General features: G+C 36.7%; 17 protein-coding genes. All 17 read left to right on the top strand.

Annotation, left to right across the window (positions count from 1 at the left end):
• The first annotated feature begins 75 nt into the window (after positions 1-75).
• Positions 76-417: a nucleotide pyrophosphohydrolase gene (locus tag ACM6HU_RS00145; protein ID WP_044880798.1), complete on the top strand. Its 342-nt coding sequence runs from the start codon at positions 76-78 to the stop codon at positions 415-417.
• On the top strand, positions 417-1,217 hold the full coding sequence (gene dapB, locus ACM6HU_RS00150; protein ID WP_003206495.1) for a 4-hydroxy-tetrahydrodipicolinate reductase: 801 nt from the start codon (positions 417-419) through the stop codon (positions 1,215-1,217). Before ACM6HU_RS00145 ends, dapB begins: the two co-directional genes overlap by 1 nt.
• 14 nt (positions 1,218-1,231) lie before the next feature.
• Positions 1,232-1,627 (top strand): methylglyoxal synthase, encoded by a 396-nt coding sequence (gene mgsA, locus ACM6HU_RS00155; RefSeq protein WP_414847941.1) that lies wholly within the window; start codon positions 1,232-1,234, stop codon positions 1,625-1,627.
• A gap of 11 nt (positions 1,628-1,638) precedes the next feature.
• Positions 1,639-2,343 (top strand): bacillithiol biosynthesis deacetylase BshB1, encoded by a 705-nt coding sequence (gene bshB1 / locus ACM6HU_RS00160; RefSeq protein WP_016114110.1) that lies wholly within the window; start codon positions 1,639-1,641, stop codon positions 2,341-2,343.
• The gene (bshA, locus tag ACM6HU_RS00165) at positions 2,340-3,485 is read left to right on the top strand and encodes an N-acetyl-alpha-D-glucosaminyl L-malate synthase BshA (protein ID WP_016114111.1); all 1,146 of its coding nucleotides are present in this window, start codon (positions 2,340-2,342) and stop codon (positions 3,483-3,485) included. The genes bshB1 and bshA overlap by 4 nt, the downstream gene beginning before the upstream one ends.
• On the top strand, positions 3,472-4,665 hold the full coding sequence (locus ACM6HU_RS00170) for a CCA tRNA nucleotidyltransferase (RefSeq protein WP_414847942.1): 1,194 nt from the start codon (positions 3,472-3,474) through the stop codon (positions 4,663-4,665). The genes bshA and ACM6HU_RS00170 overlap by 14 nt, the downstream gene beginning before the upstream one ends.
• On the top strand, positions 4,650-5,630 hold the full coding sequence (locus ACM6HU_RS00175) for a biotin--[acetyl-CoA-carboxylase] ligase (RefSeq protein WP_016114113.1): 981 nt from the start codon (positions 4,650-4,652) through the stop codon (positions 5,628-5,630). Before ACM6HU_RS00170 ends, ACM6HU_RS00175 begins: the two co-directional genes overlap by 16 nt.
• Before the next feature lie 378 nt (positions 5,631-6,008).
• Positions 6,009-6,845 (top strand): 3-methyl-2-oxobutanoate hydroxymethyltransferase, encoded by an 837-nt coding sequence (gene panB, locus ACM6HU_RS00180; RefSeq protein WP_003196375.1) that lies wholly within the window; start codon positions 6,009-6,011, stop codon positions 6,843-6,845.
• Entirely contained in the window at positions 6,845-7,693 is an 849-nt protein-coding gene (panC, locus tag ACM6HU_RS00185) for a pantoate--beta-alanine ligase (RefSeq protein ID WP_088094040.1), read from the top strand. Before panB ends, panC begins: the two co-directional genes overlap by 1 nt.
• A gap of 13 nt (positions 7,694-7,706) precedes the next feature.
• Positions 7,707-8,090, top strand: a complete 384-nt coding sequence (gene panD / locus ACM6HU_RS00190; RefSeq protein WP_006094314.1) for an aspartate 1-decarboxylase — start codon at positions 7,707-7,709, stop codon at positions 8,088-8,090.
• Positions 8,091-8,460: 370 nt separating this feature from the next.
• Positions 8,461-11,253 carry an ATP-dependent DNA helicase DinG gene (gene dinG / locus ACM6HU_RS00195; protein ID WP_088094041.1) on the top strand — a complete coding sequence of 931 codons (2,793 nt, stop codon included), beginning with the start codon at positions 8,461-8,463 and terminating at the stop codon, positions 11,251-11,253.
• 413 nt (positions 11,254-11,666) lie between these two features.
• Positions 11,667-11,837 (top strand): YpmA family protein, encoded by a 171-nt coding sequence (locus tag ACM6HU_RS00200; RefSeq protein WP_000412180.1) that lies wholly within the window; start codon positions 11,667-11,669, stop codon positions 11,835-11,837.
• Positions 11,838-11,844: 7 nt separating this feature from the next.
• Positions 11,845-12,321: a DUF5590 domain-containing protein gene (locus tag ACM6HU_RS00205; protein WP_088094042.1), complete on the top strand. Its 477-nt coding sequence runs from the start codon at positions 11,845-11,847 to the stop codon at positions 12,319-12,321.
• 19 nt (positions 12,322-12,340) lie between these two features.
• Entirely contained in the window at positions 12,341-13,528 is a 1,188-nt protein-coding gene (aspB, locus tag ACM6HU_RS00210) for an aspartate transaminase AspB (protein ID WP_003206480.1), read from the top strand.
• 144 nt (positions 13,529-13,672) lie between these two features.
• Positions 13,673-14,380: a DNA replication protein DnaD gene (gene dnaD / locus ACM6HU_RS00215; protein WP_016114116.1), complete on the top strand. Its 708-nt coding sequence runs from the start codon at positions 13,673-13,675 to the stop codon at positions 14,378-14,380.
• A gap of 15 nt (positions 14,381-14,395) precedes the next feature.
• Positions 14,396-15,043 (top strand): endonuclease III, encoded by a 648-nt coding sequence (nth, locus tag ACM6HU_RS00220; protein ID WP_088094044.1) that lies wholly within the window; start codon positions 14,396-14,398, stop codon positions 15,041-15,043.
• Positions 15,044-15,047: 4 nt separating this feature from the next.
• Positions 15,048-15,566: a YpoC family protein gene (locus ACM6HU_RS00225; protein WP_088094045.1), complete on the top strand. Its 519-nt coding sequence runs from the start codon at positions 15,048-15,050 to the stop codon at positions 15,564-15,566.
• The last annotated feature ends 15 nt before the right edge of the window (positions 15,567-15,581 follow it).

Raw genomic sequence — 15,581 nt, forward strand, 5'->3', positions numbered from 1 at the left:
ACGAAAGAGGAATAATATTTGTCAAATCGCCATGAATTGGCTAACATGAAAGAGGAAGGATTAGAGGTGAACAACATGGAACAAAAAACGATGAAAGATATGCAGAAAGAAGTAGATGCATATATTAGTCAATTTAAAGAAGGTTATTTCAGTCCGCTTGCAATGATGGCTCGTTTGACAGAAGAAATGGGTGAACTTGCAAGGGAAGTGAACCACTATTACGGTGAGAAACCGAAGAAAACGACTGAAAAAGAACGAACAATTGAAGAAGAACTTGGAGATGTATTATTTGTTATGATCTGCATGGCAAATAGCTTACATATTGATTTAGAAACAGCACATAACATTGTAATGGATAAATTTAATACACGTGATAAAGATCGCTGGACACGTATTGAAGAGGGAGAGAAAGAATAATGAAAGATATTAAAGTGATTATTGCTGGACCAAGAGGACGTATGGGACACGAAGCAGTACTTCTAATGGAAAGAACACCACATTTTCAATTAGTAGCAGCAGTTGATTATAAGCATGGTGGTGAAATGATTTCAAATCTTCCTGGAATGCCTACATTACATGCACCAATCTATGCGGATTTACATACTTGTTTAAATGAAGTAGAAGCGGATGTATTGCTAGATTTAACGACACCAGAAGTCGGCAAAGAACACGTTACACTCGCTGTTGAACATGGTCTTCGTTCTGTTATTGGTACGACAGGGTTTACAGAAGAAGAACTTCAGCATTTAACAGACACTGCGAAAGAAAAACAGGTAGGTACTATTATTGCTCCAAACTTTGCAATTGGTGCAATACTTATGATGAAGTTTTCTCAAATGGCAGCGAAATATTTCCAAGATGTTGAAGTGATTGAACTACATCATGATCAAAAATTAGATGCACCATCAGGTACAGCTGTAAAAACGGTAGATTTAATTCGTCAAAATCGTGAACCAAAACAACAAGGTCATCCAAATGAAACAGAACAATTAAAAGGAGCACGTGGTGCAAATGTAGATGGTATTCATATTCATAGCGTGCGTTTACCAGGGCTTATTGCGCATCAAGAAGTATTGTTTGGCGGAGACGGACAGATGTTAACAGTTCGTCATGATTCATTCAACAGAGCATCATTTATGTCTGGAGTAAAATTATCTATTGAAACAGTAATGAATCTTGACCATCTTGTATATGGATTAGAGAAGATCATCGATTAAAGGGGGGAAGACGGATGAAGATTGCCTTAATTGCACATGACAAAAAGAAAGATGATATAGTTTCGTTTGCATACGCATATAAACCAATTTTTGAACAACATGAACTTTTTGCTACGGGAACAACAGGCCTTCGCATTATGGAAGCGACAGGACTTACAGTCACAAGATATCAATCTGGTCCTCTTGGCGGCGATCAAGAAATTGGTGCAATGATTGCAAAAAACGATTTAGACATGGTGATTTTCTTTCGGGACCCACTAACAGTACAACCACATGAGCCAGATGTAAATGCATTGCTTCGTTTATGTGATGTGTATGCGATTCCGCTTGCAACGAATATGGCAAGTGCTGAGATGTTAATGCATGCATTAGAACGAGGAGATTTAGACTACCGAAAGTTACGAAAATGAGGGAACAAATTATGAGGGGATTACATATATTAGCGTTTGGTGCTCATGCCGATGATGTTGAAATCGGCATGGCTGGCACTATTGCCAAATATACAAAACAAGGATATGAAGTTGGCATTTGTGATTTGACAGAAGCCGATTTATCCTCAAATGGGACGGTTGAACTAAGAAAAGAAGAAGCGCAAGTAGCCGCTCGTATCATGGGAGTGACAGAGCGAATCAATTTAGCAATGCCAGACCGCGGTCTGTATATGAAAGAAGAATATATAAGAGAAATCGTAAAAATTATTCGGACATATAAGCCAACGCTTATTTTTGCACCATACTATGAAGATCGCCACCCAGACCATGCGAATTGTGCGAAACTCGTGGAAGAAGCTGTGTTTTCAGCAGGTGTTCGTAAATATATGCCAGAAATGTCACCACATCGCGTACAATCTTTTTATTATTATATGATTAATGGTTTTCATAAACCGAATTTCTGCATTGATATTAGCGAACATCTTTCTGAAAAGATAGCCGCGTTAGAAGCCTATGAAAGCCAATTTACAGCAGGAAGTGATGGTGTGAAGACACCTTTAACAGAAGGGTATGTCGAAACAGTAATCGCTCGTGAGAAAATGTTTGGAAAAGAAGTTGGAGTTATGTATGCTGAAGGATTTATGAGTAAAAAGCCAGTTTTATTACATGCTGATTTAATAGGGGGATGTAAATGAAATTGAAAATAGGTATAACATGTTATCCTTCTATTGGTGGTTCTGGGGTTGTAGGAACTGAATTAGGAAAACAATTGGCTGAACGAGGTCATGAAATTCACTTCATTACCTCTGGAGTTCCATTCCGATTAAATAAAGTATATCCAAACATTTATTTTCATGAAGTAACGGTAAATCAATATTCTGTCTTTCAATATCCACCTTACGATTTAGCATTAGCAAGTAAAATGGCAGAGGTTGCACAGAGAGAAAACTTGGATATTTTACATGTACACTATGCAATACCACATGCAATTTGTGCATACTTAGCGAAGCAAATGATTGGAGACGATATTAAAATCGTTACGACGTTACATGGAACTGATATTACTGTACTTGGTTCAGATCCTTCTCTAAATAATTTAATACGGTTTGGTATTGAGCAATCTGATGTTGTTACAGCTGTATCTCACTCGTTAATTCAAGAAACACATGAGCTTGTAAAGCCAAATAAAGAAATTCAGACTGTATATAATTTTATTGATGAGCGTGTCTATTTTAAGAGAGATATGTCCCAACTAAAAAAAGAGTATGGCATACGTGAAGATGAAAAGGTATTAATTCATATTTCGAATTTTCGCAAGGTCAAGCGTGTACAAGATGTTGTCCAGTCATTTGCTAAAATTGTAAAAGAAGTGGCAGCGAAATTATTACTTGTTGGTGATGGACCAGAATTTTGTACAATTTTACAGTTGGTGAAAAGCTTACATATTGAAGAACATGTTTTGTTTTTAGGAAAACAGGATAATGTTGCTGAGCTTCTTGCAATGAGCGATTTAATGTTGCTTTTATCAGAAAAAGAAAGCTTTGGCCTCGTTTTACTAGAAGCAATGGCGTGTGGTGTACCATGTATTGGTACGCGTGTTGGAGGTATTCCAGAAGTTATTCAACATGGTGAAACGGGATATATATGTGAAGTTGGAGATATCAAAGGTATAGCTAAGCAAGCGATACAATTGCTTAAAAACGACGATTTCCATCAAAATATGGCACAGCGCGCCATGGAAGCTGTATATGAGCAATTTCGTTCGGAAAATATTGTTTCACAATATGAGGCAATTTATTATGACATACTAAGGGATGACAAAAATGAAACGATTTAAACAAGCTGGAGCAATTATTGAGACATTGAAACAACATGGGCATGAAGCATATTTTGTTGGAGGAAGTGTGCGTGATTTTATTATCAATAGACCAATTGGTGATATTGATATCGCAACATCAGCTCTTCCAGAAGAAGTGATGCATTTATTCCCAAGACATGTCCCTGTTGGTCTTGAACACGGTACGGTTATTGTTGTTCAAGAAGGTGTTCCGTATGAAGTGACAACATTTCGAACGGAGAGTGGTTATGAAGATTTTCGCAGACCAAGTAGTGTTCAGTTTGTTCGTTCATTAGAAGAAGATTTAAAACGACGAGATTTTACTATGAATGCGATTGCGATGAATGAAGAAGGAAACATCATTGATTTGTTTGCAGGGCAAGAGGCAATTCGTAAACAAGAAATTGCAACAGTAGGGAATGCTGCGGATCGCTTTCAAGAAGATGCACTACGTATGATGCGGGGTATTCGCTTTGTTAGTACTTTAGGATTCTTTTTAGAGGAACAAACGAAACGTGCGATTGAAGAGTATGGGCATTTACTGGAACATATAGCGATTGAAAGAATTACAGTTGAGTTTGAAAAGCTGTTGACGGGTAAATATTGTGTAAATGGGCTTCAACAACTAGTAGAGACGAAACTAGTTACGCACTTACCATATTTACAAATGTCAGAAGAAAGAATTTTAAAAGCTATGCAATATAACTGGGATTCTTTTGAAACCGATATCGAGGCGTGGGCATTTTTCTTATATTGTATTGGTGAAGAACATCCAGCAGTTTTCTTACGTCAATGGAAATTTTCAAACAAAAAAATAAAAGATATTGTAGCTGTTATATTAGCAATCCGCTCTAGAAAAACAAAGTCTTGGGATGCAGTTTTTCTATACAAGACAGGTTTACATACTGCTTTAATGGCGGAAAGAGTATATCAAGCTATTATAAAAAAATATGATATATCTTCTGTAAATCAGGTACAGTCATTATTTGGTTCATTATCCATTCATAATCGTCAGGAAATGAAAGTAAGCGGCAATGATTTGTTAGGTTGGACAGAAAAAGCGCGAGGACCATGGGTGGCAGAAGTGTTGCAAAGAATCGAAGAAGAAATTTTACAAGAACGATTAGAAAATGAGAAAGAGAAAATAAGGGAGTGGCTACAAGGATGCAATCTACTATAAGAAAACAATTGCTGCAGATTTTTTCTGCAGCAGATGGCGAGTTTGTATCTGGTCAAACAATTAGTGACAAGCTTGGCTGCTCAAGAACCGCTGTTTGGAAACATATGGAGGATCTTCGGAGCGAAGGATATGAACTAGAAGCTGTGCGTCGTCTAGGATATCGGATTGCTAGTAAGCCAGATAAAGTAACAGCGAATGAAATTCAATTAGGCTTACAGACAGAATTTATAGGGAGAACTGTTTATTTTGAAGAATCTGTAGAGTCTACGCAGCATATTGCAGCAAAACTTGCTTATGAAGGGGCAGCGGAGGGAACAATTGTCGTTGCGGAAGAGCAAACAGCAGGACGCGGCCGTTTGAGTAGAAAATGGCACTCACCAAAAGGGACAGGGATTTGGATGAGTATTATTTTACGTCCAGCTATTCCCGTTCATCATGCCCCTCAGCTTACTTTATTAGCAGCTGTTAGTGTAGCGCAAGCAATTGAGAAATGTACAGGTGTGAATGTGGGGATTAAATGGCCCAATGATATTTTAATTGAAGGAAAAAAAGCTGTCGGTATTTTAACAGAGATGCAGGCTGACCCAGATAAGATTAATGCTGTTATTATGGGAATTGGAATTAATGCAAACCAAGGGCAAGAACATTTTGCAGATGAGATTAAAGAAATTGCAACATCTTTAGCAATTGAATCAAAAAAACCAATTGTGCGAGCAGAGCTTATGCAACAGATCTTTTTACAAATGGAAAAGTTATATCAAGAATATGTAAAGAATGGTTTTTCGGTTATTAAACTTCTTTGGGAAAGTTATGCAATAAGTATTGGAAAAGAAATTACGGCCCGAACGATGAAAGATACGATTACAGGTGTAGCAAAAGGAATTACAGCGGATGGTGTACTTATGTTAGAAGATGATAAAGGTCAACTTCATCATATTCATTCTGCTGATATAGAAATTAAGTAAAGAGAAGTTCCTGCTTGGGAGCTTCTTTTTATTTGTATATTGGATGACAGTAAGAATTGTTTACTGTTATATTCGTTGTTATTATTGAAATTTCACATACCGTAATAGAAATAGAAAATTATTTTTTCGAAAAAATGTAGCAATTTTATTTCTTAGTTTGCTATAATTAGTTCGAATATGGGCAGTATCTGAGTGAACTGCACCATTATTTCAAGCAATGAAGAAAAATAATTTGGATTCTGCCTTGATCCAACAACGGACTGGGACAGAGGGATGAATTTTGCCGACTAACACAACCCATCTGCCCTTTTTTGGTCAGATGGTTTTTTTATATGATTTCGGCCATCTCCTCTCTCCTGAATAAAGGAGGAGTAGTTTTTGAAAACGACAACAGATTTTTTAAAAATGAAAGAGAAAGGTGAGCCGATTACGATGCTTACTGCGTATGATTATCCATCTGCAAAGCTCTCAGAAGAAGCTGAAGTCGATATGATTTTAGTAGGGGATTCCCTTGGAATGGTTGTACTTGGATACGATTCAACCATTCCAGTAACGGTAGATGATATGATTCATCATACGAAAGCAGTGCGCCGCGGAGCAAAGGAAACTTTTATTGTAACGGATATGCCGTTTATGTCTTACCATGTATCTTTGCAAGAAACGATGCATAATGCGCGCCGCATCGTGCAAGAGAGCGGAGCACATGCAGTGAAAGTAGAAGGAGCGGATGAGGTAGTATCAATCATTCGCTTCTTAACGAATGCAGGAATTCCTGTTGTATCCCATCTTGGTTTAACACCTCAATCTGTAGGTGTATTAGGTGGCTATAAAGTGCAAGGGAAAGATGCTGAAAGTGCAAAGAAATTGTTAGAAGATGCTAAGAAATGTGAAGAGGCTGGTGCAATGGCAATCGTTTTAGAATGCGTACCAATGCAATTAGCAGAGCTTGTATCACAGCAGCTGACGATTCCTACAATAGGTATTGGTGCAGGTAGTAAAGTAGATGGTCAAGTACTTGTTTATCATGATCTCATTTCGTATGGAGTGGAACGTGTTCCAAAATTTGTGAAACAATATACATCAGTTCAAGAAGAAATTGTACGCGGAATCGCGCAATATGTTGCTGAAGTAAAAGCAGGACAATTTCCGGAAGAACAACATTCATTCACAATGAAAGAGGAAGAATGTGTAGCATTATACGGAGGGAAACAGTGATGAAAATTGTAACAACAGTGCAAGAGATGCAGCAAATTGCTAGTGAAATTCGTGCAAGTGGTAAAGATAGCGGTTTTGTTCCAACGATGGGATATTTACACGAAGGGCATGCAACTTTATTACGTCAAGCAAGGGAAGAAAATGAAGTTGTTATTTTAAGCGTATTTGTAAACCCATTACAATTTGGACCAAATGAAGATTTAGATCGCTATCCTCGGGATATCGAGAGAGATGAGAAAGTAGCAAAAGAAGCCGGGGTGGATTATTTATTTTATCCGAGCGTAGAAGAAATGTATCCTGCAGAACAGACAACAAAGGTTGAAGTTATAAAGCGTACAGACGTATTATGTGGTAAGCAAAGACCGATTCATTTTGCAGGTGTTGCGACTGTATTGATGAAACTATTTAATATTACAATGCCAAAGCGTGCCTACTTCGGTATGAAAGATGCACAGCAAGTCGCTGTTATCCAAGGATTTGTACGTGATTTCAATATTCCAATCACAATTGTACCTGTTGATATCGTTAGGGAAGAAGACGGATTAGCAAGAAGTTCTCGTAATGTATATTTATCAGAAAAAGAACGTGAGGAAGCACCACATTTATATCAAAGCTTATGTATAGCGAAAAAACGAATTGAAGCTGGAGAGCGTAATCCGCAAATCATTACACGTCTTGTGAAAGAATATATTGAGGAAAATACACAAGGTATCGTCGATTATGCAGATCTATATGCGTACCCAACTTTGACGGAAGTTGAAACAATTGGTGAGCGTATTATTCTTGCAATTGCAGTGAAGTTTGATAATGCACGTTTAATTGACAATATTACATTAACGGTTGAATAAGGGGGAGTCATCTATGTTTCGCACAATGATGAGAGCAAAGTTACATCGCGCGACTGTAACAGAAGCAAATTTAAATTATGTAGGTAGTATTACAATTGATGAAGATTTAATGGACGCAGTGGAGATTGTAGAAAATGAAAAAGTACAAATTGTAAATAATAACAATGGAGCTCGCTTAGAGACGTATGTAATTAAAGGGGAACGTGGCAGCGGTGTTGTTTGTTTAAATGGTGCAGCTGCAAGGCTTGTACAACCTGAAGATAAAGTTATTATTATTTGTTACGGTCTCGTAGCGACAGAAGATGTAGATAAACAAGTACCAAAAATTGCGGTGTTAGATGATAACAATCAAATTGTTGAAATGTTAGGTGCTGAAAAAGCAGGTACGATTTTATAAAATGAAAAGCTATCTCATATGGGATAGCTTTTCATTTTATCTTGCTATCACGGCAGTAAGAGATCTACCTCAAGATTCAGAGAGGCGCGGCAAATAGGTGAGTGGGGATAATAGCATGAAAAATCCCGCAGATGGAAGCTTACTTTATGTAAATATACGTAAAAAAGCAGTTCGGAAAAATTATTCATTAATAAAGAAGATTAAAGATTTTTTTGAAACTATATACTTGAATGAATAGAAAGAGTCCTTTTTTCAACACCAGGCTCTTCTATTTTTTGTCCATCTTTTCATTAAGATGATATAAAACGTGGTATAGTAACAATATATGAATTTTTGTTGTTTGAAAGGGTAAGAAATTGAGGTGTTACATATGAGTAAGCGTTATGTCGTTGTCGATTTAGAGACGACAGGGAACTCCTGGAAAGATGGGAAGGACAGAATTACACAAATTGCAGCTGTTGTAGTAGAAGATGGAGAGATATTGGAAATCTTTTCGTCTTTTGTTAACCCGAAGAGAGAGATTCCTCCATTTATTACAGAATTAACAGGGATTGATGAAAATCTCGTGAAACAAGCCCCGCTATTTTGCGATGTAGCGCCGATGGTAGCCGAACTATTACATGGTGCTTATTTTGTTGCACATAACGTTCACTTTGATTGGAATTTTTTGAAGGAAGAATTAAAACAAGCTGGATATGGAGAAGTAAACTGTCTAAAAATTGATACGGTTGAATTGGCACAAATTTTATTGCCGACAGCTGATAGCTATAAATTGCGTGATTTAGCAAAAAAACATGAATTGGAACATGATCAACCGCATCGTGCAGATAGCGATGCTCTCGTGACAGCAGAATTATTTTTACAATTTCTAAATCAATTAGAAAAACTACCGCTTGTCACATTACAATCTTTATATGAGCTAAGCGATGTATTCCAAAGTAATATAGCGAATATCATTTCAGAAAATATTTTAAATAAAGTGATGCTTGGTACAGAAGATGCAAAGGAATATGAAGTATATCGAAATATTGCGCTTCGAAAACGAAATTATTCATTAGAAATCGGTGATGATTGTTTATCTAAATTTGATGCTTTTTTACATAAGTCAATGGAACAACTTGAGCTAAAGATGCCAAATTTTGAACAAAGAGAAAGTCAGCAGCGAATGATGAAGGAAATATATACAGCATTAAGAGATTCTCGCTTTTCATTAATCGAAGCAGGAACAGGTACAGGGAAGACACTTGCTTATTTACTTCCAAGTATTTATTTTGCAAAGAGAAGAGAAGAGCCAGTTGTTATTAGTACGCAAACGGTACAACTGCAACAACAAATGATTGAAAATGAAATTCCTTTATTGCAAAGTATATTACCATTTCCATTCGAAGTGGCTCTTTTAAAAGGAAGAAAACATTATCTTTGCTTACATAAATTTGAATATGCATTGCAAGAAGAAGAGAAGAACTATGATGCTGCGCTTACGAAAGCAAAAGTATTAGTATGGTTATTGCAAACGGAGACTGGTGATCGTGACGAGCTTAATATTCCAGAAGGCGGGAAGTTACTGTGGGATCGCATTTGTAGTGATACGTACAGTCCGGGCGGCATGCAAAGCAACTGGTTTAGTCGCTGCTTTTATCAACGAGCAAAAAATAAAGCGTTATTTGCAGATATTGTTATTACAAATCACGCTTTACTATTTCAAGATTTTGTTAGTGAAGATCCACTTTTGGCATCTTGTGAACATATTATTTTTGATGAAGCTCATCACATCGAAGAAACAGCGACTAGGACACTTGGAGAGCAGTTTTCATGCATGTACTTTCAATTAATCTTATCACGCTTTGGTACGTTAGAAACGGACGATGTGCTATCAAAGGTATATGAATTGATGAAAAAATCTCATCATTCGTCACGTTCAGCTTTTCGAATGGTGAGTCATAGGTTGAAGGAAATTAAATTTGATGCTGATGAATTATTTCAAATGTTACGTACATTTATATTTCAGCAAACAAAGCAAGAACAAGGGGCAAATAATATGCCGCTTATTTATCGATATAACGCGGACCAAGAGGATGGAAAGCTATGGAGAAGTATAGCTGAGTTAACAAATCGCTTCGTATACGAATTGAGAAAAATACTTACTGCGCTAGAGCAACAAGCGGACTTATTACAAAGTAAAATCGAATGGGAGATGCATGTTGTTACAGGCGAGTTTATGCATTTAATTGAATTATTGCGTAAAATGGTCGACTCATTGCAGCTGCTTATATTAGAAAAAACAGAGTATGTGACATGGATGGAAACGGAAACGAAAGGTACCATTCATTCCACTGTGTTATATGCACAACCTGTCCATATAGGAGAGAGGTTTGCGGATGAGTTCTTAACAAAAAAGCGAAGCGTTATTTTTACTTCTGCGACTTTAACTGTTAATAATACATTCGATTATATACAGGAACAACTTGGATTATATGACTTTGCACCAGACACATTAACAGTTCCATCGCCGTTTCATTATGAGGAACAAGTAAAGCTAATGGTTTCTACTGATGTTCCTCTCATTAAGCAAGTAAGCGAGGATGTGTATATAAGAGAAGTATCACATCATATTATGAAGATTGCTAAAGCTACAAATGGGAGAATGCTCGTTTTGTTTACATCCTATGAAATGCTAAAGGAAACATATACAAATTTAAAACAAGCGGATGAATTAGAAGGCTTTGTATTACTAACACAAAGTGTTCATAATCGTAGCCGAAGTCGTTTAGTTCGGAAATTTCAAGAGTTCGACAAAGCAATTTTGTTAGGAACAAGTAGTTTTTGGGAAGGGATTGATATTCCTGGAGATGCATTAAGCTATCTTGTTATTGTTCGGTTACCATTTACACCGCCTCATCAGCCAATGATGGAAGCCAAAAGTGAATGGTTGAAAAATAAAGGAGAAGATGTATTTACGAAACTGGCACTTCCGCAAGCAATTCTTCGTTTTAAGCAAGGGTTTGGACGATTAATTCGTGCGATGTCGGATACTGGAACGGTGTTTGTTTTAGATCGTCGTTTAACCAACTCTTTCTACGGAAAAAGATTTATGCAATCTATTCCAAATGTTCCTCTTTATGAAGGGTCGTTAGAAGAACTGTTAGATCACTTAGAAGAATAAAGCGGATAAAGTGAAACTGTAATCACTGAGGGTTCCTTCATTTCTCACTGATTCTTCGTCTTCGCCAATCGTTTTTTGACGGGTAGTATATCCTACCTCACTTTTGTTATTTTTTAGATAACTTTGAGGTAGGTGGAATTACTATCGGTAAATAGCTAAAGGAATAACAGTAAGTGAAAAAATATGCCTGAAGTACGACGTACTTCAGGCATGAAATGTGGGTAGGAGGAAATTTATTTTTTCTTACTTCTTGTATACAAATGTTTCGGTTTTCAATTTGAAACCTTTTTTTGCTGAACATGTCCTGCTATAATAGATGGGTGATGAAGCAGGGGTTGTAAAGAATGTACTCTTATTGTAACCGTATTGCGTTCTTCTATAATTAGAAATTTTTGTGTAACGGAGGAGTTTTCATGGAGAAGAAAATCGAAGTGCTATCAACGACGCGTATTAAATATTCGTCTGACTTATATAAAATTGTTGATAGTTTGAATCGCACTTTAAAAGAGCAGGACCTCATGTTCGGATTGGCATTAGACGAAAACGAAAAAGAAACAGCAGTATTTACGATATACAGAACGTAGTGATACAATGAAAAAATGGATTTTTACCATCATTATTGTTATCGTTGCCATCGGGTTATATGGGGTGCATGTATATAATGCGACAATGGAAAAGAAAATTCCGAAAGAGTCAAAAGTTGTAGAAATTGCAAAAGAAAAAGCAAAGCTTACGAAGGTAAAAACGGTTGATTATTATAACGGAAAATCTTCATATGCAGTCGTACAAGGTGTAGATGAAAAAGGAGAACAAATCATTGTTTGGGTACCTGAGAAAAAAGGGAATGTTCTAGTACGTAAAAAGAACGAGGGCATTTCTGAAAAGAAAGCTTTACAAATTGTGGCTGGGGAACGCAAGCCCAAAGAATTGGTAAAGGCAAAATTAGGTGCTGAAAACGATGTTCCGTTGTGGGAAATTACATATATTGATCAAGAAGGTCGTTATACGTATTATTATCTAGAATTTCAAGATGGGAAATATGCTGGATATTACAGCATTGAAAAATAGATGCAGGGGGAAACCACAAATGAAATTAGCAAAGCGAGTAGCTGCTTTAACACCGTCTTCAACTTTAGAAATTACAGCAAAGGCACAAGCATTGAAAGCTGAAGGCCATGATGTAATTGGATTAGGAGCAGGAGAACCTGATTTTAATACGCCAGAGCATATTATGGATGCTGCACATAAAGCAATGTTAGAAGGACATACGAAATATACACCAACTGGTGGATTAGCAACATTAAAACAAGAAATTGCGAAGAAATTTACTCGCGATCAAGGATTAGCGTATGATCCAACTGAGATTATTGTATGTAATGGAGCAAAACATGCACTTTATACACTATTTCAAGTGCTACTTGACGAAGGGGACGAAGTTATCATTCCGACTCCTTATTGGGTAAGTTATCCAGAACAAGTAAAGCTTGCTGGTGGTAAGCCAGTTTATGTGGAAGGACTAGAAGACAATCAGTACAAAATTAAGCCAGAGCAGCTACGTGAGGCAATTACAGAGAAGACGAAAGCTGTTATTATAAATTCACCGAGCAATCCGACAGGGATGATTTACAGCAAAGAAGAATTACAGCAGCTTGGAGAAGTATGTTTAGAGCACGACATTTTAATTGTTTCTGATGAGATTTATGAGAAATTGGTTTATGGCGGCGTGGAATATACTTCAATTGCCCAGCTTTCTAATGCATTAAAAGAACAAACACTTATTATTAATGGTGTATCTAAATCGCATTCCATGACAGGATGGCGTATTGGCTATGCAGCAGGAAATAAGCAGCTTATTAAAGCGATGACGAATTTAGCAAGTCATAGTACGTCAAACCCTACTTCAATCGCTCAATACGGCGCAATTGCTGCGTATGCTGGGTCGCAAGAGCCTGTGGAAATGATGCGTCAAGCATTCGAAGAACGACTAAACATTATTTATGATAAATTAATACAAATTCCTGGTTTCACTTGTATTAAACCACAAGGTGCATTTTATTTATTCCCGAACGTAAAAGAGGCTGTGGCGTTAGCTGGATATGAAACAGTTGATGAGTGGGCAAAAGCATTGTTAGAAGAAGAGAAAGTAGCTCTTGTTCCAGGAACAGGGTTTGGTGCACCAAACAATGTTCGTTTATCCTATGCGACATCTCTTGAACAATTAGAGAAAGCGTTAGAGCGAATTAATACGTTTATGAGAAGTAAAGTACAGGCTTAAAAAGCTAATTACTTTCATTTTTACCACATAAGTTACTTTGAACAAATGAAGATGACCTCCCTATCTATAGGGAGGTTTTTTGACGAATTGTGGTAAAAGAAAATTATAATAGGTGTGTTATACTAGAAAGCGAGGTGTATGGTCATGAAGAAAAAAATGATGTTACAATGGTTTGAACAAGGCAGCGTCGCAATTCCAAAATTACTTATGATGCATTATAAAAAATTAGGCTTAAATGAGATGGAATTTATGGTTGTACTCCATGTGCATACTTTTCTAGAATCGGGTAATTCTTTTCCAACTCCTTCAGAGATTGCAGAACGAATGACAATAACAGAAATGAAATGTATGGAAATCATTCAAGCGTTAATTCAAAAAGGCTTTTTAGCATTAGAAGGTAGTCAAAAATCTGAAGCGATGATGTGTGAAAGTTATTCATTACAACCGCTTTGGGAAAAAATCTTGCATTTTTTAATGAATGAAACAATAGAAGAAGAAAAAGAAGAACAAAAGAAACTTCAAGTGAATTTATATACAATTTTTGAACGGGAATTTGGGAGACCATTATCGCCTTTTGAATGTGAAACATTAGCGATGTGGCAAGATCAGGATCAACATCATCCAAATTTAATTCAAGCAGCTCTTCGAGAATCTGTAATGAGTGGGAAACTTAACTTTCGGTATATTGATCGTATTCTCTTTGAGTGGAAAAAGAATGGAATTAAGACAGTTGATCAAGCGCAAGATCAAGGGCGGAAATTTAGAGCGAATCAACAGCGCTCGCAGCAAGTAACAAAACAAGAGACAAAATATACAGGGAAAGTGCCCTTTTATAATTGGTTAGAGCAGTGATATAGGAGGAAAGGTATGTTAAACAAGACACAAATTCGTTATTGTTTAGATACAATGACAGAAATGTATCCAGAAGCACATTGTGAATTAAATCATGACAATCCATTTGAACTTGTAATTGCAGTTGCATTATCTGCACAATGCACAGATGTCCTTGTAAATAAAGTAACGAAAAGTTTATTTCAAAAGTATAAGACACCTGAAGATTATTTAAATGTGTCCTTAGAAGAGTTGCAACAAGATATTCGTTCAATTGGATTGTACCGGAACAAAGCGAAAAATATTCAAAAGTTATGCCGAATGTTGCTTGAAGACTATAATGGAGAGGTACCACAGGATCGGGATGAACTAACAAAACTACCAGGGGTTGGTAGAAAAACTGCAAATGTAGTTGTTTCTGTAGCATTTGGTATCCCAGCTATCGCTGTTGATACACATGTGGAACGTGTAAGTAAACGTTTGGCTATTTGCCGTTGGAAAGATTCCGTTCTAGAGGTAGAGAAAACATTAATGAAGAAAGTGCCAATGGAAGAGTGGGGAGTTACGCATCACCGAATGATTTTCTTTGGACGTTACCATTGCAAAGCACAGCGGCCGCAATGTGAAGAATGCCGGCTACTAGAAGTGTGTCGTGAAGGTAAGAAGCGAATAAAGGGGAAATAAAAAGATGGAACAAGTTGTACAAGTACCGGATGAGTTTCGATGTAATCCCTTTTTTGAAGGGGATATAGACAAGATTATATATCATACAGATGAATCGTTTGTGCAATTGCTAGAAAGTCATTATTTCTTATTTGATATAGAAAAACAATATGAGCCATGGAATGAAATAGAAATGGGAATTCCAGCTGTATTAGATATATGGAAAGACAAAAAAGAGGATATCTCGATATTTTTTCGGGATCGAAAGCGAAATGAAGCAAAAAGGCCAATGATTCACTTTGCAGCTCATTTATTATCGAGTTTATATTGGTTAAACGGAAAACCAGTGTCAGGGTTAAAGGATATTAAAAACATGATTGATGAGCTACAAATAAAACCGATTAACTTTATGGAACGTTATTCATTTATTACAAAGCAACCACATCACTATCATTCCTATATTCAATTGGCACAGTTGTATGTAGAAATAGAAAAGCTGTATGCAAAAAAAATAATACAAAAAAAGAAGTCACCATCTCGTTAGAGAAAGGTGACTTCT

This window comes from Bacillus sp. IT-79MI2, from assembly GCF_949768135.1.
GTDB lineage: Bacteria > Bacillota > Bacilli > Bacillales > Bacillaceae_G > Bacillus_A > Bacillus_A pseudomycoides.